The organism is Dietzia sp. B32, from assembly GCF_024732245.1.
Lineage (GTDB): Bacteria > Actinomycetota > Actinomycetes > Mycobacteriales > Mycobacteriaceae > Dietzia.
Map to the genome: position 1 here is coordinate 2,761,387 of NZ_CP093845.1, position 24,808 is coordinate 2,786,194.

Genomic DNA, 24,808 nt, shown 5'->3' on the forward strand with positions numbered 1-24,808 from the left:
CGGTAGCGCGGGCTCGAGGGCACCGAGCCGCGAGGCTCCTGCGGGGCGAGCACACCGGCATCACAACCCCGCTCGGATGCGCTGCCCCTTCGGCTTGCGCTGCCTGTGTGGTCAATTACGGCAGCACAACCCCGGTATCTGCGTACATTCCGCCAGCGCGGGTCAGAGAGGCAGCGCAACCGAGCGCGGATGCGCTGGCCTTCTGCCCGGGACGAGACCGCGTAGAGCCCTGTCCCGCGGCGTCGGCCTGCCCGCGACGAGCGCTGTCCCGCGGCGTCGCCCTGCCCCTGCTCTCCGATCAGCCGCAGAGTTGGTCCCCCACCGAGCGCAACGCCTCCAGGTTGGAGATCTCGAACGGCAATGACGGCACGCCGACGATCCGCACGTCCGGATGGGTGTCGGTGAACGACTCGAGCAGCCGCACCTCCTGCTTGGCGGTTCCCGCCCGGTCGGCGTGGATGCGCAGCACCGCCTCGGCCTCGGAGTTCTCGCCGGCCAGACGATCGGCGGCCGCGCAGGCTTGCTCGGCGCTCAGGTCCGTGAGACGTGGGTGCGTGCGGTTGACCACGAGCCCCGCCAGCGGCATCCTCTCCTCGGCCAGCCGCTCGGCGAAGAACGCGGCCTCACGCAGGGCGGGCCGCTCGGCGGAGGAGACCACGAGGAACTCCGTGCCCTTGCGGCGCAGGATCGCCTGGGTCCGGGCCGCGCGGGTGGTGAACCCGCCGAACGTGGAGTCCAGCGCCACCACCATCTCGGAGGCGTCCTTGAGCATGGAGGACCCCACGACCGTGGACACGCCCCGCATCGCGGTGCTCATCGCGCCGGTGACGAGGCGTCCGACGCCCCGGCCGGGTGTCGAGAGCAGTCTCATGAGCCGGCTGTCGAGGAACGCGCCGAGGCGGCGCGGTGCGTCGAGGAAGTCCAGGGCGTTGCGGGACGGAGGGGTGTCGACGACGACGAGGTCCCATGCCGAATCGTCGAGGAGCTGCCCCAACTTCTCCATGGCCATGTACTCCTGCGTGCCCGCGAAGGAGGTGACCATCGTCTTGTAGAAGCGGTTGTCCAGGATGTCCCGGGCCTTGGCCTCCGTCGTGTTGGCCACCACGAGTTCGTCGAACGTGCGGCGCATGTCCAGCATCATCGCGTGCAGTGACCCGCCCCCGGCGGACGACTCCTCGCCGAGGTCGACGGGGGAGGGTTCGTTGGACAGCTCGTCGATGCCGAGGGCCTGGGCGAGTCGCCGGGCCGGGTCGATGGTCAGCACGACCGTGTCCCGGCCGAGTTCGGCGGCCCGCAGACCGACCGCCGCGGCGGTGGTCGTCTTGCCGACGCCGCCGGCGCCCGTGCACACCACGACCCGGGTCGCGGGGTCGGTGAGCATGGCGGTGATGTCGAGGCGACGTGTCATGTCAGTGGACTCCCTGGTCGACGAGGGCGGAGGCGAGGTCGTAGAGGTCCGCGACCTCCACTCCGTTGGGCAGGGCCGGCAACACGAGGGTGGGGCAGGCGGCGGAGGTGAGCGTCTCGCCGGCGCGGAGCTGACCCCGGGCAACGCGGGCGTGCTCGATGGCCTGCACGAGAAGCCCCTGCAGCCCCTCGTCGTCGACCTCCACGCCGGTCGCGTCGAGGCCGTCCACGACCGCCTCCGCGTCGATGTCCTCCTCGGCGATGCGCCGCAGCGCCTCGTCGTCGAGGTGACGGGTCTCGGCACGGTTGATGATGACCTGGCCCATCCGGAGCCCGTGGCTCTTGAGTTCGTCGATCGCCTCGATGGTCTCCTGCACGGGAAGCGACTCCAGCAGCGTCACCAGGTGCACGACCGTGCGGGTGGAGTGGACGAGCTCGGACACGGCCTCCGCCTGGCGACGGATGGGGCCGCCCCCGCCGGCGAGGTCGGCCATCGCGGTGGTGACGTCGAGGAACTTGCCGATCCGGCCCGTGGGCGGGGCGTCGACCACCACGGCGTCGTAGACGACCTCACGCTTGGCGTGCTCGCGCGCGACGACCTCGTAGATCTTGCCGGTGAGCAGGACGTCCTTGAGCCCGGGCGCGATGGTGGTCGCGAACTCGATCGCACCGACCGACTTCATCACCTTGCCCACCACGCCCAGGCGGTAGAAGGTGTCGAGGTAGTCGAGCATGGCGGCCTCGATGTCGATCGCGAGCGCGAAGACCTTGCCACCGCCGTCGACGCGGGCCACGAGCTCCTCGCGGTAGGGCAACGGGGCGCGGTCGAAGATCCGGGCGATGCCCTGACGTTCCTCCACCTCCACCAGCAGGACCCGCTTGCCGGTCGAGGCCAGCGCGAGCGCCAGGGACGTGGCGACGGTCGTCTTGCCGGTCCCGCCCTTCCCCGAGACGTAGTGCAACTCAGCACGCTCGGGCCGGTCGGACCACCCGGTGGACAGCTGGTCGGCGATGGTGGCCCGTGTCGACCGCGTACCTGGACTCATCGTGGACGGCATGCGGTCCACACTAAGCGCTCACACCACTGCGCGCGGGACGCTCGTGACTTACCTAGAGTGGGGCACATGAGTGAATCCACTGGAGCAGCCCGGTTCGAGTACGTGACGGTCCCGCTGCTGACCCACGCCACCAAGCAGATCCTCGACCAGTGGGGAGGCGACGGCTGGGAGCTGGTCTCCGTTCTGCCCGGCCCCACGGGTGAGCAGCACGTCGCCTACATGAAGCGACAGCTCTGATGCCCGAGACCGAGACCGCCGGTTACTGGACCCGCAAGCTCGACCAGCTGGGTCTGGAGCTGCCGACGGTCGTCCCGCCGGTCGCCAACTACGTCCCGGCAGTACGTACCGGCGCGTTCGTCTACACCTCCGGGCAGCTGCCCATGGTCGACGGCGCCCTGGCGGCCACGGGCAAGGTGGGGGCCGAGGTCACCGCCGAGCAGGCCGCCGAGCTGGCCCGCACCTGCGCCCTCAACGCGCTGGCGGCCGTCGACGGGCTCGTCGGCATCGATTCGGTGGTGAAGGTCGTCAAGGTGGTCGGGTTCGTCGCCTCCGCGCCCGGCTTCAGCGGGCAGCCGGGTGTCCTCAACGGCGCCTCCGACGTGCTCGGTGAGATCTTCGGCGACGCCGGCGTCCACGCCCGGTCGGCGGTCGGTGTGTCCGAGCTGCCGCTGAACGCACCCGTCGAGGTCGAGCTCGTGGTCGAGGTCGAGGGATAGCCGCGATGTCCGCAGGCCTGGCCCCGATCACCTTCCCGGCGTACGAGACCCTCCGGCCCGTCACGGAGCTGTCCGGGGTCATCCTCTGCGACAACCCCTCCGAGATGACCTTCGAGGGGACCAACACCGTCGTCCTGCGGGCGCCGGGGTCGCCTACCTGCGTGGTGGTGGACCCCGGGCCCGACGACCTCGCGCACGCCGAGCGGATCGCGGCCATCGTGGGGGAGATCGAGCTCGTCGTCGTCACCCATCGTCACGGCGACCACACCGACGGCATCGATCACCTGCGCGGATTCACCTCCGCCCCCGTCAGGGCCGTGGAGAAGCGGTTCTGCCGCGACGCCGCGCCGTTGGTGACGGGCGGTGACGACGACGAGGTGATCCACGCCGCCGGACTGGACATCATCGTGCTGGCCACCCCGGGGCACACGGCCGATTCGATCAGTCTCGAGGTGCGGGCCGCGGGCACCGGGTTCACTGCTCCGCCGGACTGCGTGGTCCTCGGGGACACGATCCTCGGCCGGGATTCGACGGTGCTGGACTCGACCGACGGTGATCTCGGTGACTACCTGGGCAGCATGGATCTCCTCGCGGCGCGGGCCGACGGGGTGATCGGCATCCCGGGGCACGGGCCCGACGTGGAGAACACCGGCCGCGCGGCCCAGGTACTCGGTCGGCACCGGCGCGATCGACTCGACCAGATCATCGCCGCCCGGGCCGAGTTGGGGCGCGACGCCTCGGCCGAGGCGATCACGCAGCACATCTACCGCGACGTGACGCCGTTCCTGCTCAAGGTGGCCGAGCAGTCCACCAAGGTCGCGCTGCGCTACCTCGACCGCCTCGACGCCTGACCCGCCCCCTCTCCGAAATCGGCTAGTCGGAATGGGGATCCGCTAGTCGGATCGGAGTCGCAGATCCGGATTCCGGCTAGCGGATTCAGGTGGGGACGCGGGGACAGCAGGGAGGTTGTCCACAGGGGAGGATTACTCCACAGGCTGCCTGCATATCGCAGGTTACGGCGGGAGTGCGCGTATCGGCTTGGGCGAGACTGCCGACATGGGTGCATCCACAGCAGACGACCACGACAGTCCCTCTCTCGCGACGTTCGCGCAGCTCGCCCGCAGCGGCCTGGACCACGATGAGATCAACAGACGGATCGGCGCCGGAACGCTACGGCGGGTGCGGGCCGGCGTCTACGCCCACGAGCCGGAGGATGCGCCCGCCGGGAGCGGGCCCGAATACCTCCGCAGGGAGCGGGAGTTCCTCGAACGAACTCGGGCGGCCGCGCTCGCGGTGGAACCCGGGACGGTGATGTCGCATGGTTCCGCCCTCGCGCTCTACGGGTTGCAACTTCACGGGATCCCCTTGGACAAACCCACCGCCACCCGGCCGCGTGTGGGCGGCGGGACGCGGCGCAGTTCGGCGCTCGTGTGTTTCACTCTGCCCGTGGAGGGGGCGACCAGACTCGTCGACGGCATTCAGATGACCTCTCCCGCCAGGACGATCATCGACGTCGCACGAACGGTGAGCCTGGAGAGCGGCGTGGCTGCTGCCGATCAGGCCATCCGCCGGGGCATGCTGTCACGCTCCGAGCTCCGGGTCGAGGCGGGTCTGGCGAAAGGGCGCACGGGTGTCGGGAGCGCGCGGGCGCTGCCGGAACTGACATGCGGGCTGGCGGAATCGGTTCTGGAATCACTGATTCGGCTGATCCTGGTGTTCGCGGGTCTCCCGCAGCCCGAGATGCAGGTGTGGCTGGCGGGCCGGAGCGGTAAGCGGTTCCGCGTGGACTTCTACTGGCGGGAGTGGCGGCTCGTCGGCGAGGCGGACGGCTTCGGCAAGTACGGGAGCAGCCCGCAGGGGATACGGGAGGCACTGAGCCGCGAACGCCACAGACAGCGCGATCTGGAGGATGCCGGTTACGTGGTGATCCGCTGGGTATGGGATGACCTGCGGCGTCCGGACGTGATCGTTCGGCGGGTGAAGGCCGAGATGCGTCGGCAGGAGCGACTCGGGCTCGGCCGCGCGGCGTGAGAGACCACAAATCCGCTACTCCGATTCGGGATCGGCTGGTCGCATTGGACTAGCAGATCCCGAATCGGAGTAGCGGATTTCGGGGCCGGGCCGGGGCTGCGGCCGGGGCCGGGGTGTCAGCGGGCGCGGCGGGCCAGGCGCTCGGTGTCGGAGATGATGACGCTCTTGCCCTCGAGCCGCAGCCAGCCGCGGTGCGCGAACTCGGCCAGGGCCTTGTTCACGGTCTCGCGGGAGGCGCCGACGAGCTGGGCGATCTCCTCCTGCGTGAGGTCGTGCGTCACGCGGATGTTGCCGCCCTCCTGCGTACCGAAGCGCTGCGCCAGCTGCAGCAGGGCCTTGGCGACGCGGCCGGGGACGTCGGTGAAGATGAGATCGGCGAGGTTGTTGTTGGTGCGGCGCAGGCGGCGGGCCAGCACGCGCAGCAGCTGGTCGGAGATCTCCGGGCGCTCGGCGATCCAGCGCTTGAGGGCGGAGCGGTCCATGGCCTGCACGGAGACGTCGGTGACACACACGGCCGAGGACGTACGCGGGCCCGGGTCGAAGATGGAGAGCTCGCCGAACATGTCGGACGGGCCGAGGATCGACAGTAGGTTCTCGCGGCCGTCGGGGGCCTTGCGGGAGAGCTTCACCTTGCCGGAGGTGACGATGTACAGGCTGTCGCCCTGCTCGCCCTCGCGGATGATCACGTCACCCTTCGAGTACTCCTCGCTGGTGAGATCTGCACGCAGAGCGGAGACGGCGGCCGGCTCCACACCCTGGAAGATTCCGGCTCGGGTGAGGACGTCGTCGGCAGACTGGTCCGTGCGGCGATCAATCGTCACAGTCTGTGACCCTCCGTTCGGGCGCGGACATGCATGTCCGCGCCATGGCGTGCGTGTGGCGAAAACCACTGTAGTCGTTACCGCGTCGCAGGTGGTGCCGACGCGCGATCGGGCGGCGTGGTTCAGGTGTCGATCCGTTCGGGCTCGTCGAGGATCGCGTTCTCGAACCGGTCCATGAGTAGTGCGAATCCGGCGAGGAGGACCGGCACCAGGACGACGAGGATTCCCTGCATGCGTCTGATTATCCACCCCCGTTCCGGAGGATGCACACGCGCCCGGGGCGGCGTGTCGGCGCCCCGGCGGCGTCGGGCCGTAATGTGGACTCATGCCCGACCCCGCTCCCGCCGTGAAGCGCCGCAGACGAGGGGTGGCCGCGAGGGGGGTGGAGACCGACCTCGGGCGCACCCGACGCGCGAGACGCATGCTCCGCACCCTCGAGGAGGCGTTCCCGCACGTCTACTGCGAGCTCGACTTCACCGATCCGCTCGAGCTGAGCGTCGCCACCATCCTGTCCGCGCAGTGCACGGACAAGCGGGTCAACGAGGTCACCCCGGCGCTGTTCGCGCGTTACCGGACGGCCGCCGACTACGCCGGGGCGGATCGCGAGGAGCTGGAGGAGTTCATCCGGCCGACGGGTTTCTACCGCAACAAGGCGCGGAGCATCCAGGGCCTGGGCGCGGCGCTCGTGGAGAGGTACGACGGCGAGGTGCCGCAGCGGCTCGAGGACCTGGTCACCCTCCCGGGATTCGGGAGGAAGACGGCCAACGTGGTCCTGGGCAACGCGTTCGGGATCCCGGGGCTGCCGGTCGACACCCACTTCATCCGGTTGGTGAACCGCTGGAAGTGGACCGAGGCCACGGACGCCGTCCGCATCGAGCGCGAGGTGTCGCGCATGCTGCCGCGGGCCTCCTGGACCGACGCGAGCCACCGGATCATCTTCCACGGTCGCCGGGTGTGCCACGCGCGGACCGCGGCCTGCGGGGCGTGTGTGCTGGCCGACGACTGCCCGTCCGCGGGGGAGGCCGGCCCGCTCGACCCGGTCGCCGCCGCCCGCCTCGTGGCGGGACCCGAGCGTGATCACCTGCTGGAACTGGTCGGACTGGGGGAACACGCGTGAGCTCCTCCACCCGGTGGTCGCTGGTCGCCCTCGTGGCGCTGATCGGCGTCGTCGTCGCCCTTCTCTCCACCTTCGGTGACACCGGCGCCGGGTCCGGCGACCCGACCGCCGCCCCGACCGCCGCCCCGACCGCCGCTCCGACCGCACCTGCCGTGGGCGCCCCGCCCGCGGACGAGCCGCGCACCGTCGTGGACCCCGCGGTCCGCGCCGGGGCCGGGCTCCCCGCCTGCCGCGACAGTGCCGTGCCCGCCACCACCTCCGGGCCCGTCGCCGGACTCATGGTGCGCTGCATGGACGACGGCTCCACCACCACGCTCGGCAAGATCCAGGCCGGCACGCCGATGGTGGTCAACATGTGGGCCTACTGGTGCGAACCGTGCCGCCGCGAACTTCCCGCCATCCGCGACGCGCAGGCCACCCTCGGGGACAAGGTGAAGGTGGTGCTCTCGCACACCGACCCGTCCGAGACCAAGGGGTTCGACACCCTCGCCGCGCTGGGCATCGAGGACCTGATCTCGGTCTCGGACCAGGACGAGGAGCTGCCGACCGTGCTCGGCGCGCCGCCCGTCCTGCCCCTGACGCTGTTCGTCCGCGCCGACGGGACGGTCGCGCACGTGCTGGTCCAGCCCATGGACAGTGAGCAGGACGTGCTCGACGCCGTCGCCGAGCACCTGGGGGTGACCGCGTGAGGGATCCCGTGAACCCCCGCCCCGGCGACGTCACCGGCGTCCAGCACCCCGGCTGGATGGACCCGCTCATGGCGGCGTGCACCGACGGCAGCTTCGATGGGCTGCTGCCCAGGCGGCGCCCGCCGGAGGACCGCGGCCCCAACGAGGTCGGACGTCCGCACCGCGACGCCGCCGTGCTGGTGCTGTTCTCCGGATCGCCGGACGCGCCGGGCCCACAGCCGCCCGCCGACGCCCGCGTCCTGCTCACCCACCGGGCCCCCACCCTGCGCAACCACTCCGGCCAGGTCTCGTTCCCCGGCGGCGGGGTCGACGACACCGACAGCGGGCCGGTGGAGGCCGCGCTTCGGGAGGCGTGGGAGGAGACGGGCCTCGACCGCGACGGCGTGGATGTGCTCGCGGTGTTGCCCGAGCTGTACATCCCGGTGTCCAACTACTCGGTCGCGCCGGTTCTCGGCTACTGGCGGGAGCCCATGGAGGTGGACGTGGTGGATCCGGGCGAGACCGCGCGGGTCATGACCGTGCCCGTCGACGAGCTGCTCGACCCCGCCAACCGCTTCCTGCTCCGCCACACCACCGGCTGGACCGGACCGGCGTTCCAGCACGACGACCTCGTGGTGTGGGGCTTCACCGCCGGCATCCTCGCCGCGATGTTCCATTCCGCCGGCTGGGACCTGGACTGGGACACCACGGACATCCGGGACCTCGAGAAGACCCTGGCCGCGTCCGCGAACGGGGAACAGCACCGCATGTCGGCCGAAGAGGCCCGCCGCGAGACCGCGGACCCGCTGGCCGATCGCACGGTCGCCGGTGTGCCCGGGGTGAGCGCCGGCACCGCTGGTGTGCCCGGGGTGAGCACCGGCGCCGCCGGTGACACGGTCGGCGCAGGGCAGCCTGCCGTCCGTTCCGCGGAACAGGCCACCGGTGGCGAGGATTCGCTCGACCTGCCCGCGGACGATCCCCGGAGGGGGTACCGGTGACGGGCTCGCAATGGCTCGACCTGGCATTGTTCGCGCTCGCCGCCGCCGCGGCGATCTCCGGCTGGATCAACGGCGCCGCAGCCTCGGGTTTCGCGCTTCTCGGCGTGGGCATCGGCGCGACCTCAGGGCTGCTGGTCGCCCCACACCTCGTGCGGGAGATCGACTCACCACTGGGCCGGTTGTCGGCGGGATTGGCGATCATCGCCGTGATGGTGGTCATCGGGCAGGTGGCCGGCGTGACCATCGGCCGCGCCGCCCGGCGCTACATCTCTGGTTCCGGCGCCCGACTCCTCGACAGCACCGTGGGGGCCGTCTTCCAGTCCGCCGCGATGCTGCTGGTGGCGTGGCTGGTCGCCGTCCCGATCGCGGCGCAGGAGGGCCCCGGGCTCGGCAAGGCGGTGCGGGGGTCGTCCGTACTGGCCAAGATCGACGACGTGGCTCCCGAGCAGCTGCAACGGATCCCCGCCACGTTCACCTCGGTGCTCGGCACCACCGGATTCCCGGACATCCTCGGGCCCTTCGGCACGACCCCGATGCAGGAGGTGCCGCCGCCCGATCCGGTCCTGTCCGGTGCCGAGGTGGTGGCCCGCGTGCAACCGTCCGTGCTGAAGATCCGCGGCCGGGCCGAGTCCTGCAGTCGCGCGCTGGAGGGGTCGGGATTCGTCGCCGCGCCGGGGCTCGTGATGACCAACGCCCACGTCGTGGCGGGCACCGGATCGGTGACCGTCGAGTCCGGTGACGAGGAATTGGACGCCGAGGTGGTGGTCTACGACCCCCGCGTGGACATCGCCGTGTTGCGGGTGGACGGTCTCGACGCGCCGGTCCTGCCGTTCGCCGAGAACCGTGCGCGCACCGGTGACGACGCGATCGTCGTGGGGTATCCGGGTAACGGGCCCTACCGGCCGGACGCGGCCCGGATCCGCGAGCGCGTGACCCTGCGCGGCCCGGACATCTACCGCGAGCAGACCGTCGAGCGCGAGGTGTACATCCTGCGCGGCTCGGTCCGCGAGGGCAACTCCGGCGGGCCGCTGCTCACGCCTCAGGGGCAGATCGTCGGCGTGGTGTTCGGCGCCGCGATGGACGCGGCCGACACCGGGTACGCCTTGACCGTGGAGCAGGTCCTGCCGCAGCTCCAGCTCGCCGTCGACGCGCAGGAGCCGGTCCCGACGGGACGCTGCGTCGGGGTCGGCTGACCGGACCGCACGTCCGCCCGCTACGGACCGGCGGGGGGCCTACCCGGAGTCCGGCCAGCCCTCGGTGGGCAGGTGTTCGCCCGGGTGCGGTCCGGCTGGGTCGGGTTGGGTCGGGCTGGGCACACCAGCAGCGCACCTGACGCCGGATACGCTGCCTCGTCGGCTTACGCTGCGGAAATTGTCCATTCCGCGCGCGCTAGTCAAGCGAGAGCGTGCAAAGAGGACGCGTAAGTCAGTGGACCAGCGTAAGCCGAGGCGGATGCGCTGCGGCCCTGTTCGCTGCGGGGCGTCACGGGCAGGGGCGAAGCGAGAGTCGAGGCAAGCAAAACCGGGTCTCCGGCCGTGACCCGCGGAGGCAGTGCGCCGGACGAACGGTGGCCGGGAGCGGCAGAGAGCCGGCCGGGAGCTCAGAGCGGGGTGACGCGCCTAGCGAAGTCCACGATGAGCCGGGACGTGACGTCCGGGGCCTCCATCGCCGGATAGTGGCCGGCGCCCGGGACCAGTTCGGTGGTGAAGTCGCGTGCCCACGCCGAGGACGAGCGGAGGGTCGCCGGCAGGATGAACCTGTCCTCGGCGCCGCTGATCCCCAGTACCGGCTGGGACAGGACACCCGAGACCGCGCGGCGGAAGTCGCGACCGTCCGGCCGGAACTGGCTGCGCACCATCCAGCGGCGGCTCTCCAACGAGAGGTGGGCGACCTTCGGGATGAGCATGGCCCGCCTGAGCAGGGCGGCGGACTCGCGGAAATCCTCGGTCCCGGGCCACGCGGGCCCGGAGCGACTGCGGAGCATCTCCTCGACCGCTGCCGCGCCGTCGCGGGTGAGGCGCCGTTCGGGCAGTCGCGGCGCCTGGTCCGAGAGCAGGCGGGGTACGAGCGCGCGGCCCTGGGTGCGGTCGAGCAGGGCAGCGCGGCGCGTGGCGACCGGGTGCGGGGAGCCGACGACGACGAGGCCCCGCACCGCGCGGGGCCGGCGGTAGGCGGCGGTCCACGCGACGAATCCGCCCTCGCCCTGGCCGACGATCACCGCGGACGAATGACCGAGCGACCTGATCAGGTTGGTGATGTCCGCGGCCAGGGTCCACGCGTCGTAACCCCGAGGTGGCTTGTCGGAGTCGCCGTGTCCCCGGAGGTCGACGGCCACGGCGTGGAACCCGGCCTCGGCCAGCGCGACCATGGGCGCGCGCATCGTCCACCAGATGCCACTGAGCCCGTGGACCAGGAGGACCAGCGGGGGGAGCCGACCCGGCGGGGTGTCTGCAGGCAACGCCTCGGCGACGTGCAGCCGGATGCCGTTGGCCGAAATGTCACGATGCCGCCACGACCCGTCGATCCTGACGATCGACGGGTCGGGCGGCCTGTGAGCGGGAGTTCTCAGGACTTCGCGGCGGGCAAGGGCGTCTCGGTGACACGCACCGTGCCGGGCCGGGGCTCGTTGCCCTTGGGCATGGCGAGCTTCAGATCCGACACCGAGTCGATGGTGCGCTGCGGCTTCCGGATCTTCTTGACCTTGCGGTAGCCGAGCAACCCGAACACCGCGGCCAGCAGGACCAGGACCACGAACACGATGAGGAAACCCATCCAGTCCCAGGTCTTTGTGCCGAACCACATCGAGATGAGCTTGGCCCACATGAACACGAACGGGAAGAACGACATCAGCAGCAGGACGAGCGCCACCACGAAGAAGCCGGACCCGGTGGCGGCCTTCTTCACCTGCTCGGTGACCTCGGTCTTCGCCAGCTCGATCTCGGCGCGGACCAGCGTGGACACCTGCGTGGTGGCGTTCTTGACCAGAGTGCCGATACTGGCGTCGCCACGGCCGATCGAGTCAGCGTCATGCAGGGGGATCGAGGCCTCGGACGGCTTGTGCGTTCCCTGGGCGTGGCTCACGGTTGTTCCTCCATAGTCCGGCGACGGATGCACCGTCGTCCATCGTGCCACGACACGTGGCGGTGTTCACCCGCTACCCGGTCAGCCGCGCGTGCCCTTCTCGCGGATCTGGTCCATGATCGTCGGATCCGACAGCGTCGAGGTGTCGCCGCCGTCCTTGCCCTCGGCCAGGTTCTTGAGCAGACGCCGCATGATCTTGCCGGAGCGGGTCTTGGGCAGTTCGGGCACGATCGTGATGTCGCGGGGCTTGGCGATCGGGGAGATCTCCCGCGACACCTCGGCCCGCAGTTCGTCGATGAGCTTCTGGCGATCCTCCTCCGCGTCCACGTTCCCGCGCAGGATCACGTAGGCGACGATCGCCTGGCCGGTGGTCTCGTCATCGGCGCCGACGACGGCCGCCTCTGCGACCGCCCGGTGCCCGACGAGCGCCGACTCGACCTCCGAGGTGGAGATGCGGTGACCGGAGATGTTCATGACGTCGTCGACGCGGCCGAGGACCCACAGCGCGCCGTCCGCGTCCCACTTGGCGCCGTCACCGGCGAAGTAGTACCCCTCCTCGGCGAACCGCGACCAGTAGGTGTCGCGGTAGCGCTCCATGTCGCCCCAGATCCCGCGGAGCATGGCGGGCCACGGCTCGGTGATGACGAGGAAACCCTGCTCCTCGGCCGCGACCTCCTTGGCGTCACCGTCGACGATGGCGACATCGATTCCGGGCAGCGGGCGCATGGCGGAACCGGGCTTGGTGTCGGTCACGCCGGGGAGCGGGGAGATCATGATCGCGCCGGTCTCGGTCTGCCACCAGGTGTCCACGATCGGGACCTTCCCGCCACCGATGTTCTCGCGGTACCAGCGCCACGCCTCCGGGTTGATCGGCTCGCCCACCGAACCGAGCAGGCGGATCGAGGACAGGTCATGGGCGGCGGGGATCTCCTTGCCCCACTTCATGAAGGTGCGGATCAGCGTCGGTGCAGAGTAGTAGATGGTGACGCCGTACTTCTCGATGATCTGGAAGTGGCGGTGCTCGTCCGGCGAGTTGGGGGTGCCCTCGTAGACGATGCACTCGGCGCCGTTCGCCAGCGGGGCGTACACCCCGTAGGTGTGGCCCGTGACCCAGCCGACGTCCGCGGTGCACCAGTAGACGTCCTCACCGGGCTTGTGATCGAACACGTTGTGGTGGGTGTACGCGGCCTGGGTGAGGTACCCGCCCGTGGTGTGGACGATGCCCTTGGGCTTGCCCGTGGTCCCGGAGGTGTAGAGCAGGAACAGCGGGTGCTCCGAGTCGAAGGCCTCGGGCTGGTGCTCGGTGGACTGCTCGGCCATGACCTCGTCCCACCAGACGTCGCGACCCTCGATCCAGTCGACGTCCATGCCGGTGCGGCGGACCACGAGGACGTTCTGGACGGATTCGGCGGTCCCCTCGGCGTCGACACCGTTCCCGGAGAGCGCGTCGTCGACCCCGGCCTTCAGCGGCGCGGGCTTCCCCCGCCGGAACTGGCCGTCGGCGGTGATGACGAGCTTGGCCTCCGCGTCATCGACGCGGGACCGCAGCGCGTTGGGGGAGAAGCCGGCGAAGACCACGGAGTGGGTCAGGCCGAGGCGGGCACACGCGAGCATCGCGACGTAGACCTCGGGCAGCAGCGGCATGTAGATGGCCACCCGGTCGCCGGCGACGAGCCCGAGCGAGCTGAGGTAGTTGGCCGCACGGCTGACCTCGTCCTTGAGTTCGGCGTAGGTGATGTCGCGGGCGTCATCGGTGGGCTCGCCGATCCAGTGGATGGCCACTCGGTCGCCGTTGCCGGCGTCGACGTGGCGGTCGACGCAGTTGTGGGCCACGTTGAGTTTGCCGCCGACGAACCACTTGGCGACCGGGGCGTCGGACCAGTCCAGGACCTCGGACCACTCGGTGTCCCAGTCGAGTCGGCGGGCCTGCTCCTCCCAGAACGCGAGACGATCGCTCGACGCGGTGTCGTACAGGTCGGGCTGCGCATTGGCCTGGGCGGCGAAGTCGGGATCGGGAGCGAAGGACGGGGCGTTCTCGGGAGCGGTCATGAGCGGCTCTCTCTCGGGATCAGGTTTCTCGAACGGCCGGGATCGTCACGGCGGAAGCGACCGGACCGATGTGTGTGAGCGTAGTCACATGACCTGCGTCGTGTTCGGGATCGCACCCGTCGGGGGTAGGTATGCCGGGAACGGGGGATACGGCCGATGTGACGCGTGTGCAGACGGGAGAGCCGGGGGGCGTCACAACCGATCGATCACGAGCGGTTGGCGGTGTCGTCCTTTCGCCCGGACGTGTCGCTCTTCTTCTGCGGCGCCGCGGTGGGCGTCGACTGGCCGGTGGCCGGCGGGGTCGTGGTCTGCGGGGTCGTGGTCTGCGGGGTCGGCTTCTTTGACTCGGCGGCCCCCCGGTCGTCCGTCGAGGGGCGCGACGATGGCGGGGTCCCGGGCTTCTCGGCGGTGCCGCCGGGGGCGGGCTTCGCCGAGGCCGCTGCCTTCGAACCCTGCGAGCTCGTCACCTCCCTCTTCGGTGCCTGTGTGCTCGGCGCGGTCCGCTGCGGGTCGGTCGTGCTCGCCGCCTTCGCCTCCGCCTTCGCCTCCGCCTTCGGCTGCGGCTTCGAACCCGGCGAACCCGGCTGAGGGCCGGGCGTGGTCGCGGCGGGCCCGGAGTCGGGTCCGGCCGACTTCTTCCCAGCAGACGGAGAAGCAGACGATGCCGTGCGGCGGTCGGCCCCAGGTTCCGTCCCGCCGACCCCGCCCCGGCGGGGAATCTCGATGCCGTAGTACTCGAGCAGCTTGATCTCCTGCTCGGGGGTGAGGGCGTCGTCGGTGTCGTCGGGCCGGGGGGAGTCGCGGATGACGGCGCGGGTGTGGTCGACGTGCAGTTCGTCGTCGAGGAGTCGGGCGCCGTGGAGGGGGACGATCGCGTCGGCGGAGAAGATCCCGGTGGCGACGGTGGCGAAGGTGGCCTTGCCGCTGGCGTCGTCTACGTAGATCTGGCGTACGGCGCCGATCTTGGCCCCCGTCGAGTCGAAGGCGGTCGCGTCGAGCAGAGCGTCGAGCTGGTCCTTGAGGTTCACGGGGTCTCCGAGGTTAGAGGGGATGGGGCGAGCCGGGCGCCGAACCCGGCGGATTGGCTGATTACACCAGCTCGACAGCGGTTGAGGCAGCTGAATTTTGCCTGTGTCGGACGATTGGCGTGGGTCGGTGCAGTGGCGGGGCGGGGCGATCCTGCCGGGTGGGTACCCTCGACCCGTGAACTCCACAGCTCCCGACCCGCTCGCCCCGCTCCTGGTGCTGCCCGGGGTGGCCGAGGCGGCGGACGCGGCCAGGGCCGCGCTGGCGGCGGTGCACCGGCACCCGGCCAACCGTCGCGGATGGCCCACCACCGCCGCCGAATCGGTGCTGCGCGGGGCGCGCGCGTCCGCCGGCGTGGAGGGTGCGTCCGTGCGCCTGAACTCCGACGGTGAGACCGATGAGGTGCTCTCCGCTGCGTTGCGGGTGGCCGGCGAGCTGACCGGCGAGTCTCTCGACCGCGCTGTGGCGGTGTGGACCCGGTCCCCTCTGCAGGAACTCGCGCATCTCCATCTCCTCGCCGCCTCCGGGCCGGGTGCGGATCCCGGGAGCCTGGGGCGCCCGCGCCCCGAACCGGGCGTCGCCGAGCGTCTCCAGGGACTGGCGGAACTGGTCACCGGAGGCACCCGCGCGCCGGCGCCCGTCCTGGCAGCGGTCGTCCTCGGTGAAATCTCGGGTCTGCGCCCGTTCGGGTCCGCGGACGGGCTCGTCGCGCGGGCCGCGTTCCGGCTGGTCGGGGTGTCCACGGGGCTAGACCCCCATTGCCTGGGCGTGCCGGAGGTGACCTTCTACCGGGACCCGGAGGCGCACCGTGCCGCGCTGAAGGGATACATGGCGGGGACCGGCGAGGGTGTGGCCGACTGGATCCTTCATTGCTGTAGAGCCCTCGAGGCCGGCGCGCGCGAGGCCACCTCGATTGCCGACGCCGCCGGGGGCTAGCGAGGTCGGGCGTACCGCGGGCCCGGTTCGGCTCGGGCAAGTGCGAATGGCGGGTCGGCCGTAGCCGACCCGCCAACTCACTGCGGTCCATCGAGAGATCCGGGTACCAAGCGTCCTGTGGTCCGCCGTGTCGCCGGTCCGGGACAACCGTCGGTGACGGCTGGCGCGGACCCACGGCTGGCTTGCCTCTCGGGCGTCATCCGTCGCGTGGGTTTCCGAATGTCGATGACGGTGAATCGGGCGGGGGGCCGTGACTTCTCTTCCGTCTCGGTCCTGGCGTCTTCAACACCGTGCCCTGAGCATGCCGCCTGTCACGGACCCCGGGCGATGGCGAAATCCCACAAGGAATCGGAGGACTCATGAGGCGGTTCGGCTATCGCCCCGGATCGTCTGGCGGGCCGATGCTGAGGTGTTGGCGGCGCACCCGGTGTGCCCGCCCTACTGCGGCGCGCGCCCGGTGGCCCTGCTACCGCCCCGCACGGCGGGCGGCACGGGCGAACGAGACAGCCGCGGACCCCACGGCCACCACGATGGCCGCGACCCCGACGATCGGCCCGGTGGCGCGCTCGAGGGTGGGCAGTAGCGGCGTGGGATTGGTGAAGGTGAGGATCGGCCACCCCCGCTCCAGTGCTTCGCGCCGCAGCGGGCGGTCGGGATTGATCACCGTCGGGTGACCCACCATCTCGAGCATGGGCAGGTCGGTGGAGGAATCGGAATAGGCGTAGCTCGCCTCGAGGTCGTAGCCGTAGCGCTCGGCGAACGCGCTGATCGCCTCCGCCTTGCCCGGACCCTGGCAGTAGAACTCGATCTCACCGCCGTAGCGCCCGTCGACGTCCCGGTTCATGCGCGTGCCGGCGTAGTGGTCCACGCCGAGCATCCGGGCGATCGGCGCCACCAGCTCCTCGCCCGAGGCGGATACGATCACCAGGTCGTGCCCCAGTGCGCGGTGCTCGGCGAGCAGATCCTGCGCCTCGGAGTACACGGTGGGGGAGACGGTCTCCGTGAGCCCCGCGGTGACGATCCGCTCGACCTGCTCGGGCTCCCACCCCTTGGTGGCGGTCGCCATGGCCTGGCGGACCTTCCGCATCTGTTCGTCGTCGGCGTCCGACAGGCTGAACGCGAGCTGCGTGTAGGCGAGGTCGAGCACCGATCGTCGCGACAACAGACCCTCGTCGAGAAAGGACTTGTTGAACGCGAACACCGATGAGGTCGCGATGATCGTCTTGTCGAGGTCGAAGAACGCAGCCACCCGGCGAGGGCGGTGCGACATCCTGGGGCCCGGTGGGCGTGGGGCGGACACGCCCTCGAGGATACGGTTCTTGTGCTGCAACCGCAGATGGGCGATACTTGCGGTGCCCGTGATGGGCATCCCCCTAGGTGTCAGTTCATCCCCCCTAGAACTGGCACTTCTAAGAGACCGCGGCGCCCCCCTGCCGCGGTCTCTTGCATTTCCGAACGTGTCTCGCACGCGGCCGCCACTCATGCTGCGTGCGACGGCGGTGACGAGTCAGCCGGGTTCTCCACAGCCCCGTCCCCCTCCACAGCCCGACCGCCGCGGGCCCCCTCGGCGGCGGTGTCGGCCGGGTCGGTGGGTGAGGCTGGGCCCCGTGAACACGACTACGAGAACGCGATCCGTCGCGGTGGACGTCACCGACCCCGACCTGGACGCCGACGTGCGCGCCGTGCTGGCCGCCCTGGCCCTGGACACGGACCCCGCGGGCGGGGCGCACGGCGAGGTGGTGGTCACCGATCGCGCCGACCCGATGGCGGGGGTCGGTGGGTCACGCGTCGTGCGGATCGGATCGGACCGCGAACCGGGCGACGACGACGACGAGGTGGTCCGTCTGCCGTCCGGTACGGGCGATCTCGTGGGGATGCTGCTCGCGCCGGCACCGACGAGGTCGGGGCCGCTGGTGGAGGTGGCCGGCGCCGTGGGCGGGTGCGGGGCCAGCACCCTGGCGGCAGCCCTCGCGGTGCGGGCCGCCCCGTCCATCCGGACCCTGCTGGTCGAGGCGGACCCGCACGGCACCGGCGTCGATCTCCTACTGGGCGCCGAGGACCGGCCCGGACTGCGGGTCGAGGACGTGCGTGCCGACCTGGGGGGACCGGACCCGGAGGCTCTGTGGGGTGCGGTTCCCGAGGCCCTGCCCGGGCTCGGCGTCCTGGCGCGGTCCAGGCGCCGACCCGCCCCGGCCGACCCGGCCCCCGTCCGTGATGGCGCCCCGGGTGCGATGCAGGCCCACCGGGAAGCCGGGGGACTGGTGGTCAGCGATCGTGGTGGCCTCGCCGACGGCGGGCCCGCGCCGGCCGGCGCCGACCTCGTCGTCGTCGTCACCAGGGCCGACCTGTCGGGCGCGGTCGCCGCCGGACACGCGGTGCACGAGGCGCCCGGGGCGGTCCTGGTGATCAGGACCGGACGCGCCGATCCCCTGCACGCCGCAGACGTCGCCGACGCGGCCGGGGCGAGGCGCTGGTTCGTCCTGCCCGAGATCGCAGCGGTGCGCCGCGCGGCGGGCGCCGGTGACCTGGGGACCGCGCTCCACCGCGGGCGGGCGGGCCGGGTGCGACGACTGGCCGCGGTTGCCGACGTGTTGCTGGAGCAGGTGGGTCTCGATGGACGGTGACGATCCGGGCCCGGCCACGCCGTCGGTCGACCTGGTGGACAGGGTGCGTGCGCGACTGGCCGGGCTGGGCGTCGAACCCGAGCCCGACGAGGTGGTCCGCGCGGTGCGGGCAGAGTCGGGGGTCCTCCACGGGCACCTCGACCTGCTGCGGACCGCCCGGCTGGTCCGCGAACACCTGGCCGGGGCCGGGCCGCTCGAGAAGCTCCTGGCGAGCCCCGGGGTCACCGACGTGGTGGTCGACGGGCCGGGGCCGGCGCTGGTGGACCGCGGACGTGGACTGGAGGAGACGGAGGTCTCGGTCCCGACCGAGGCCGAGCTGCGATCCCTGGCGGTGCGGTTGGCGGGGCGGGCCGGTCAGCGGCTCGATGACGCCCGCCCCTGGGCCGACGGGGTGGTGCGCTCCCGTGACGGGATGGCGTGGCGGTTGCACGCGGTACTGCCGCCGGTTGCCGTGGACGGTACCTGCCTGTCGCTACGGGTGTCGCGGCCGGCTCAGGTGACCTTCGACCGGCTGGTTGAGGCGGGAACGGTTCCACCCTCGGCGGAGGCGCTGCTGCGCGGACTCGTCGACGCCAGGGTGGGGTACCTCGTGGTGGGCGGGACCGGCTCCGGCAAGACCACCATGCTCGCGGCCCTGTTGGGGCTGGTCCCGGCGGCCGAGAGGCTGCTGTGCGTGGAGGATTCCCCTGAGCTCCGGCCCGCGCACCCGCACGTCGTGCGTCTCGTGGTGCGGCACGGCAACGTGGAGGGCGCCGGCGAGGTGACCATGGCCGACCTGGTCCGGCAGGCGCTGCGGATGCGTCCGGACCGGATCGCGGTGGGGGAGGTGCGCGGCGGCGAGGTCGCCGACCTGCTGGCCGCCCTGAACACCGGACACGACGGCAGTGCCGGCACCGTCCACGCCAATTCGCCCACGGAGCTGCCCGCCCGACTCGAGGCGCTCGGCGCGCTGGGCGGGCTCGACCGGGCGGCGCTGTCGGCGCAGGTGGCGGCGTCGTTGCGTGTGGTGGTGGGCATGCGCCGCCAACCCGACGGGCAGCGGGTCGTCGACTCGATCGGGGTGGTGCGACGCGAGGCGCACGGGATCGTCGTGGACCCGGCCTGGCGCGCCGACGGCGGAGAGGTCCCCGGTCGCGCGGGGTTGGATGCCCTGCTCGGGGAGCGGGTCCCGTGACGGCCGCGCTGTTCCTGGCGGCCGCGCTGCTGGCGTGGCCGGGCGGGATGGCGGCGCGCCGGTTGAGCGCTCTGGTGGACGAGGGCGGTCCGGCCCGTGACGGTACGGGGGCGGGCCGCCACGCCGTCGGGCCCGGGGATCCGGGCGTTCGGGCCCGGGCCGCCGGACTTCGCGCGGCCCTCGCCCGGGTGCCGGCCGGGGTGCTGTGGCCCCTGGCCGCGGGCACCGTCGCGCTGGTGGGGGCGGGTCCGTTCCATGCATGCGCGGCCGCGGTGCTGGGCGGTACCGCCGCCGACCTGCACGGGCGCGCGGCCGAGCGCCGGCAGCGTCTCGCGCGGCTGGGGGCTTGGGAACGCGCGCTCGACGACACCTCCTCCGCCCTGCGGGCCGGAGCCGGGCCGGGTCACGCCCTCGGGCAGGCTGCCGACGCGGCGGGGGCACACGACCCGGAGGTGGCCGGGATCCTCACCGCGGCCGGGTCCCACGCCCGCCTGGGCGGTGACGTCGCCGTAGCCCTCCGTCCCGTCGGAGGGGACTCGCCGGCAGGGGACCGGGTCGCCGGCGAACTCGCCGGTGCCTGGCTCCTCGCCACGCGACACGGGGTGGTGTTGGCCGACGTCGTCGACGGACTGCGAACAGACGTCGCCTCGCGGCGGCAGCGGGCCCTCCGCGTCGACGCCACCCTCGCCGGACCCCGCGCCACCGCCGTCATCCTCACCGCGCTCCCCGGGCTGGGCGTCCTCCTGGGATCCGGCTTCGGAGCCGACCCTCTCGGGGTGCTCCGCAACGGCGCACTCGGCGGGGTGTTGTGCCTGGCCGGGGCCGTCCTGTTGGCCGCGGGGCTCCTGTGGACCGACCGCATCGCCGGCGGTGCCGCCCGATGACCGCGACCGTCCTGCTGCTCGCCGTCGCCGTGTGCGTGGCGCCGTGGCGTCCCCGCGCCGCCGGCAGGTTGGACGCCCTCCGCCACCTCTCCCACGTCTCGAGGCCCCGGGTCCGAGGCCGCGATCGGCCCGGGGTGCCATTCCTCCCGCTGCCGATGGCCTCGATGGCACGGATCACCCGCCGACGTGCCGTCCCCGCCGACACCGGATCCCTCGCCCAGCTGCTGGACCTGCTCGCGGTCGCGCTCCTGGCAGGTCTGCCCGCACCCGACGCCCTGGCCGCGGTCGCCGACGCGGTCGACCGCACAGATCCCGGCTCGGCGCTCCCGCTGCGGGCGGCGGCGGCACGGATGCGGCTCGGCGCCACCCCGGCCGAGGCCTGGCGTGAGGTTCCGGGCGCCGCACGGCTCGCCCCGATCTCCTCGGTACTGACCCGGGCGACGGACGGCGGCGGGTCGGTACGGGCCGCCCTCGAGCACGCCGCCGATCGAATGCGATCCGAGGCCGACGCCGCGGCCACCGCCCGCGCCGAGCGGGCCGCGGTCATGGTCGCCGGCCCGCTCGGCCTGTGCTTCCTCCCGGCGTTCGTCTGCCTGGGAGTGCTCCCCGTCGTGGTGGGACTCGCCGACGGGATGCTGCCGGGGGTCCTCCCGTGAGCGGACCCCGCGGCCACACCGATTCCGGGGCGGAGACACCGCCCCGGTCACCGAAGAAGGAGAACCCAGATGAACACCAACCCCACGACCCCGCTCGTCGCTCGTGCCCTCGTCTCGACCGGCGCACTGGTCGCTCGGACACGTACAGCGCTGAGACGACATTTCAGCACGGTGAACAGCGCGGATGCCGGGATGTCGACTGTCGAGTACGCGGTGGGGACGATCGCGGCGGCCGCGTTCGGCGCCGTCCTGTACACCGTCGTCAGCGGCGACTCGATCCCCGACGCCCTCGGCGGGATCATCGAACAGGCTCTCAACACGTCGGTGTGACGGTGCGGCGGTGGCTCCGTGCGGAGACGGCCCGTGACGACGGTTCGGTGACTGTGGAGGCGGCCCTCGGCATCGCCTCCCTGGTCATGGTGGTCGGTGTCGCCGCCGCGGGGGCCGGCGCGGCACTCACGCAGATCCGGGTGGTCGATGCCGCGCGGGAGGCCGCGCGGGTGGCCGCGATGACCGGCCCGGGCGACGGGGTGGCGGCCGGACAGGCCGTGTCACCCGGCGCCGAGGTGTCGGTGGACGGCGGCGGATCGTTCGTCACGGCCGTGGTCGTGGCGCCGGCGCGTGGTCTGCCGGGCGTCGAGCTCCGCGGCCGGGCGGTCGCGCGGACCGAGCCGGGGGCGGTGGGATGACGTGCGCCTGGCCCGGCCGCGCCGGCCACGAGAGGACCGGGATCACTGGGTCGTCGCCACCCCGCCGCGCCGGGGCGGTGTCCCGCCGCGGTGGGTGGCGGCCGGTCGACCTCGACGACGACGAGGGCGTCATGACCGTCACGACCGCCTTCGCCGTGGCCGCCGTGCTGGCTCTGGCGGTTGCGGTGCTGCTGGTGGGCAGGGCGACCGTGGCCGGGCACGCCGCCCGGGCGGCCGCGGACCTGGCCGCGCTGGCGGGCGCGCACGCGCTGCGCGCGGGCGAGGACCCGTGCGCGGCGGCGTCCGGGATCGCCGACGCGAACCGGGCGGAGCTGTCGGTGTGTCGGGTCGACGGGCACGACGTGGTGGCCAGAGCGGAGGTCCGTGTGGATCTCGGGGTGTTCGGGGCGCGGTCGGCGTCGGCCGTGGCCCGGGCGGGGCCGGTCTGACGGGTCATCCCGCCGCCCCGCCGCGACGGCCGCCCCCGCCGCCCCGCCTACGCGGCCGACCCGGGTGCCGGCGTGGACAGCTGCCCCACCACCTCCGTGAGCAGCGCGATCGCCCCCGGCTTGGACAGCGGGTCGTTGCCGTTGCCGCACTTGGGTGACTGGATGCAGGACGGGCACCCTGACTCGCACTCGCAGGAGCGGATCGCGGCCAGCGTCGCCCCCAGCCACGAGGTGGCGCGCCGGAAGCCGCGCTCGGCGAATCCCGCGCCGCCGGCATAGCCGTCGTAGACGAACACCGTGGGCAGCCCGGTGTCCGGGTGCAGGGCGGTCGATACACCTCCGATGTCCCAGCGGTCGCACGTCGCCACCAGCGGAAGCAGTCCGATCGCCGCGTGCTCGGCGGCGTGCAGCGCCCCCGGCCAGTCCGCCTCCTCCAGACCGGCGACACGCAGCAGCTGCGGGGTGAGTGTGTAGACCACGGCCCGCGTGGCCAGTGTGGTCGCGGGCAGATCCAGCGGGGTCACATCGAGGATCTCGCCGCCGCGCAGTCGTCGTTGGTACCCGGTGACGCGGGTGGTCACCTCGACGTCGGCCAGCGAGAGGGTGACGGGGCCGGCGGGCACCGACTCGAGTGTCTGCACCAGATCGATCGACACCTGCTCACGTGCGCTGGTCGTCCACTCGGGGACCTCCGGGTGGCACAGTGCCAGTCCGTCCTCGAGGTTCAACTCGTCCACGATGAACGACTCGCCCTGGTGCAGGTAGAGCGCCCCCGGGTGGACCTGGGAGCGCGCCCGGACGGAGTCGATCGTGCCGAGCATGCGGCCGTCCACGGCGTCCACGATCACCACCTCGGCCCCGCCCGTGCCACGGATGTCGACCTCGGAGTGCGGGGTGTGGTCGTCGGCGGCCGGGTACCACCCGGCGGGCCGGCGCCTCACCAGGCCGTCGTCGGAGAGACGTTCCAGAACCTCGGTCGCGCCCCAGGCGCGGGCCTCGTCGTGGGTCATGGGCCGCTCGCTCACCGCGCACCGCAACTGCCCGGCCAGCAGGACGGGGTTGCGAGGGTCGGTGACGGTGGCCTCGACCGGGCGGCCGAGCAGTGCCTCGGGGTGGTGGACGAGGTAGGTGTCCAGCGGGTCGTCGCGCGCGACCAGCATCACCAGGGCGCCCTGCCCCCGGCGGCCGGCGCGCCCGGCCTGCTGCCAGAACGAGGCGATGGTGCCCGGGAACCCGGCGCTGACCACGGCGTCGAGCCCGGAGATGTCCACCCCTAGCTCGAGTGCCGAGGTGGACGCGACCCCCACGAGTTCGCCGTCGGCGAGGCCGCGTTCGAGGGCGCGGCGGTCGTCGGCGAGGTACCCGGCCCGATAGGCGGCGATTCGTCCGGCCAGCTCGCGGCCGCGTTCACCGTGCTCGGACACCAACCGCTCGCGGGCGCGCAGCGCGGTGGACTCCGCGCCGGCCCGTGAGCGGACGAAGGTCAGGGTCCGCGCGCCCTCCGCGACGAGGGACGCCATGAGTGCGGACGCCTCGACCGGGGCGGGCCGCCGGACCGGCGCGCCGTGTTCGCCGGACAGGCCCTCCATGAGCGGCGGCTCCCACAGGGCGACGGTCCGGCCGCCCTGCGGGGAGGCGTCGTCGGTGACCTCGACGCAGTCGCGGCCGACGAGGGTCGTCGCGGCGGCACCGGCATCGGAGGTGGTGGCGGAGGCGAGGATGAAGGTCGGTGCGGCGCCCAGCGCCCGCGCGAGGCGGTCGAGCCGGCGCAGGACGAGGGCGACGTTGGAGCCGAACACCCCCCGGTAGGAGTGACACTCGTCGACGACGACGAAGCGCAGCCCCCGCAGGATCCGTGTCCACTGCCGGGCCCGGCCGAGAAGTGACAGGTGGAGCATGTCCGGATTGGTGACGATCCACCGGGAGTTCTCCCGTATCCAGGGTCGGGCGTCCGTCGGGGTGTCGCCGTCGTAGGAGGCAGGAGCCACGTGGGAGAGCTCGGGCACGGCGTCCACCAGCGAGATGACGGACGACAGCTGGTCCTGCCCGAGTGCCTTGGTCGGAGCCAGGTAGAGCACGCAGGCGTTGCGATCGGCCGCCAGCGCGCTGAGCGCGGGCAGTTGGTAGCCGAGGGACTTGCCCGACGCGGTCCCCGTCGCGACCACCACGTTCCGGCCGGCGTGGGCGTGCTCGGCGGTGGCCACTTGGTGGGCCCACGGTCGGTCGACCCCGCGGCCGCGCAGCTCGCGCACCAGACCGGGGTGCGCCCAGGAGGGCCAGTCGGCGTACCGGGCCTCGCGCGCGGGCAGGTCGACGGCGTGCGTGAGTGGCGACGCCCCGGCGGGAATCTGCTCGAGCAGATGGCCCAGGAGTTCGCGTCCGTAAGTCGTCACCCCTCGACCGTAGAGGGCGGATCGACCACCG

The 24,808-nt window shown here is 72.3% G+C and carries 24 protein-coding genes and 1 pseudogene; 16 read left to right on the top strand and 9 right to left on the bottom strand.

The window, feature by feature from the left end; all coding sequences use genetic code 11:
- Positions 1 to 298: 298 nt before the first annotated feature.
- Both L8M95_RS13060 and L8M95_RS13065 read right to left on the bottom strand, forming a co-directional pair.
- Positions 299 to 1,408 carry an ArsA family ATPase gene (locus L8M95_RS13060; protein ID WP_260486549.1) on the bottom strand — a complete coding sequence of 370 codons (1,110 nt, stop codon included), beginning with the start codon at positions 1,406 to 1,408 and terminating at the stop codon, positions 299 to 301.
- Between the two features lies 1 nt (position 1,409).
- Complete coding sequence (locus tag L8M95_RS13065) at positions 1,410 to 2,465, bottom strand: ArsA-related P-loop ATPase (protein WP_260486550.1); 1,056 nt, start codon at positions 2,463 to 2,465, stop codon at positions 1,410 to 1,412.
- 66 nt (positions 2,466 to 2,531) lie between these two features.
- On the opposite strand from L8M95_RS13065, the gene L8M95_RS13070 reads away from it, so the two are divergent.
- The 4 genes from L8M95_RS13070 to L8M95_RS13085 all read left to right on the top strand — a co-directional run bounded on the left by L8M95_RS13070 (position 2,532) and on the right by L8M95_RS13085 (position 5,212).
- Positions 2,532 to 2,702 (top strand): DUF4177 domain-containing protein, encoded by a 171-nt coding sequence (locus L8M95_RS13070; protein ID WP_096906156.1) that lies wholly within the window; start codon positions 2,532 to 2,534, stop codon positions 2,700 to 2,702.
- Positions 2,702 to 3,181 (top strand): RidA family protein, encoded by a 480-nt coding sequence (locus tag L8M95_RS13075; RefSeq protein ID WP_096906155.1) that lies wholly within the window; start codon positions 2,702 to 2,704, stop codon positions 3,179 to 3,181. The genes L8M95_RS13070 and L8M95_RS13075 overlap by 1 nt, the downstream gene beginning before the upstream one ends.
- A 5-nt stretch (positions 3,182 to 3,186) precedes the next feature.
- Complete coding sequence (locus L8M95_RS13080; RefSeq protein WP_260486551.1) at positions 3,187 to 4,032, top strand: MBL fold metallo-hydrolase; 846 nt, start codon at positions 3,187 to 3,189, stop codon at positions 4,030 to 4,032.
- 205 nt (positions 4,033 to 4,237) lie between these two features.
- Positions 4,238 to 5,212 carry a hypothetical protein gene (locus L8M95_RS13085; protein ID WP_260486552.1) on the top strand — a complete coding sequence of 325 codons (975 nt, stop codon included), beginning with the start codon at positions 4,238 to 4,240 and terminating at the stop codon, positions 5,210 to 5,212.
- A gap of 116 nt (positions 5,213 to 5,328) precedes the next feature.
- Here L8M95_RS13085 and L8M95_RS13090 read toward each other — a convergent pair whose 3' ends face one another.
- Positions 5,329 to 6,033 carry a Crp/Fnr family transcriptional regulator gene (locus tag L8M95_RS13090; protein ID WP_312027414.1) on the bottom strand — a complete coding sequence of 235 codons (705 nt, stop codon included), beginning with the start codon at positions 6,031 to 6,033 and terminating at the stop codon, positions 5,329 to 5,331.
- Positions 6,034 to 6,358: 325 nt separating this feature from the next.
- Here L8M95_RS13090 and nth point away from each other — a divergent pair, with 325 nt between their 5' ends.
- From nth to L8M95_RS13110, 4 genes and pseudogenes are all read left to right on the top strand, one after another.
- Positions 6,359 to 7,150, top strand: a complete 792-nt coding sequence (nth, locus tag L8M95_RS13095; protein ID WP_260486553.1) for an endonuclease III — start codon at positions 6,359 to 6,361, stop codon at positions 7,148 to 7,150.
- Positions 7,147 to 7,839 (top strand): thioredoxin family protein, encoded by a 693-nt coding sequence (locus tag L8M95_RS13100; protein ID WP_260486554.1) that lies wholly within the window; start codon positions 7,147 to 7,149, stop codon positions 7,837 to 7,839. The genes nth and L8M95_RS13100 overlap by 4 nt, the downstream gene beginning before the upstream one ends.
- 56 nt (positions 7,840 to 7,895) lie before the next feature.
- Positions 7,896 to 8,573: pseudogene (locus L8M95_RS17525) on the top strand (NUDIX hydrolase); the annotation flags it as partial.
- Positions 8,574 to 8,812: 239 nt separating this feature from the next.
- A complete protein-coding gene (locus L8M95_RS13110) occupies positions 8,813 to 10,009 on the top strand; it encodes a MarP family serine protease (RefSeq protein ID WP_260486555.1) in 1,197 nt (398 codons plus the stop codon).
- A 407-nt stretch (positions 10,010 to 10,416) separates the two neighbouring features.
- Here L8M95_RS13110 and L8M95_RS13115 read toward each other — a convergent pair whose 3' ends face one another.
- From L8M95_RS13115 to L8M95_RS13130, 4 genes are all read right to left on the bottom strand, one after another.
- Positions 10,417 to 11,274, bottom strand: a complete 858-nt coding sequence (locus L8M95_RS13115; protein WP_260486556.1) for an alpha/beta hydrolase — start codon at positions 11,272 to 11,274, stop codon at positions 10,417 to 10,419.
- Positions 11,275 to 11,381: 107 nt separating this feature from the next.
- Complete coding sequence (locus tag L8M95_RS13120) at positions 11,382 to 11,897, bottom strand: phage holin family protein (protein WP_260486557.1); 516 nt, start codon at positions 11,895 to 11,897, stop codon at positions 11,382 to 11,384.
- An 81-nt stretch (positions 11,898 to 11,978) separates the two neighbouring features.
- Positions 11,979 to 13,946, bottom strand: a complete 1,968-nt coding sequence (gene acs, locus L8M95_RS13125; RefSeq protein WP_260486558.1) for an acetate--CoA ligase — start codon at positions 13,944 to 13,946, stop codon at positions 11,979 to 11,981.
- A gap of 206 nt (positions 13,947 to 14,152) precedes the next feature.
- The gene (locus L8M95_RS13130) at positions 14,153 to 14,974 is read right to left on the bottom strand and encodes a PRC-barrel domain-containing protein (RefSeq protein ID WP_260486559.1); all 822 of its coding nucleotides are present in this window, start codon (positions 14,972 to 14,974) and stop codon (positions 14,153 to 14,155) included.
- A 175-nt stretch (positions 14,975 to 15,149) separates the two neighbouring features.
- Between L8M95_RS13130 and L8M95_RS13135 the strand changes: the two genes are divergently transcribed.
- Positions 15,150 to 15,908, top strand: a complete 759-nt coding sequence (locus tag L8M95_RS13135; protein WP_260486561.1) for an oxidoreductase — start codon at positions 15,150 to 15,152, stop codon at positions 15,906 to 15,908.
- Positions 15,909 to 16,374: 466 nt separating this feature from the next.
- On the opposite strand, the gene L8M95_RS13140 is transcribed toward L8M95_RS13135, so the two are convergent.
- On the bottom strand, positions 16,375 to 17,208 hold the full coding sequence (locus L8M95_RS13140) for an HAD family phosphatase (protein ID WP_260486562.1): 834 nt from the start codon (positions 17,206 to 17,208) through the stop codon (positions 16,375 to 16,377).
- Positions 17,209 to 17,515: 307 nt separating this feature from the next.
- Here L8M95_RS13140 and L8M95_RS13145 point away from each other — a divergent pair, with 307 nt between their 5' ends.
- The 7 genes from L8M95_RS13145 to L8M95_RS13175 all read left to right on the top strand — a co-directional run bounded on the left by L8M95_RS13145 (position 17,516) and on the right by L8M95_RS13175 (position 22,384).
- Positions 17,516 to 18,532: a chromosome partitioning protein gene (locus L8M95_RS13145; protein WP_260486563.1), complete on the top strand. Its 1,017-nt coding sequence runs from the start codon at positions 17,516 to 17,518 to the stop codon at positions 18,530 to 18,532.
- Positions 18,522 to 19,706 (top strand): TadA family conjugal transfer-associated ATPase, encoded by a 1,185-nt coding sequence (locus L8M95_RS13150; RefSeq protein WP_260486564.1) that lies wholly within the window; start codon positions 18,522 to 18,524, stop codon positions 19,704 to 19,706. The genes L8M95_RS13145 and L8M95_RS13150 overlap by 11 nt, the downstream gene beginning before the upstream one ends.
- Entirely contained in the window at positions 19,703 to 20,590 is an 888-nt protein-coding gene (locus L8M95_RS13155) for a type II secretion system F family protein (protein WP_260486565.1), read from the top strand. The genes L8M95_RS13150 and L8M95_RS13155 overlap by 4 nt, the downstream gene beginning before the upstream one ends.
- A complete protein-coding gene (locus L8M95_RS13160; RefSeq protein ID WP_260486566.1) occupies positions 20,587 to 21,246 on the top strand; it encodes a type II secretion system F family protein in 660 nt (219 codons plus the stop codon). The genes L8M95_RS13155 and L8M95_RS13160 overlap by 4 nt, the downstream gene beginning before the upstream one ends.
- 150 nt (positions 21,247 to 21,396) lie before the next feature.
- Entirely contained in the window at positions 21,397 to 21,576 is a 180-nt protein-coding gene (locus tag L8M95_RS13165) for a DUF4244 domain-containing protein (protein WP_396119799.1), read from the top strand.
- A complete protein-coding gene (locus tag L8M95_RS13170; protein ID WP_260486568.1) occupies positions 21,573 to 21,935 on the top strand; it encodes a TadE family type IV pilus minor pilin in 363 nt (120 codons plus the stop codon). The genes L8M95_RS13165 and L8M95_RS13170 overlap by 4 nt, the downstream gene beginning before the upstream one ends.
- 131 nt (positions 21,936 to 22,066) lie before the next feature.
- Positions 22,067 to 22,384 (top strand): Rv3654c family TadE-like protein, encoded by a 318-nt coding sequence (locus L8M95_RS13175; protein WP_260486569.1) that lies wholly within the window; start codon positions 22,067 to 22,069, stop codon positions 22,382 to 22,384.
- Between the two features lie 47 nt (positions 22,385 to 22,431).
- Here L8M95_RS13175 and L8M95_RS13180 read toward each other — a convergent pair whose 3' ends face one another.
- Positions 22,432 to 24,777: a DEAD/DEAH box helicase gene (locus tag L8M95_RS13180; protein WP_260486570.1), complete on the bottom strand. Its 2,346-nt coding sequence runs from the start codon at positions 24,775 to 24,777 to the stop codon at positions 22,432 to 22,434.
- Positions 24,778 to 24,808 lie beyond the last annotated feature (31 nt).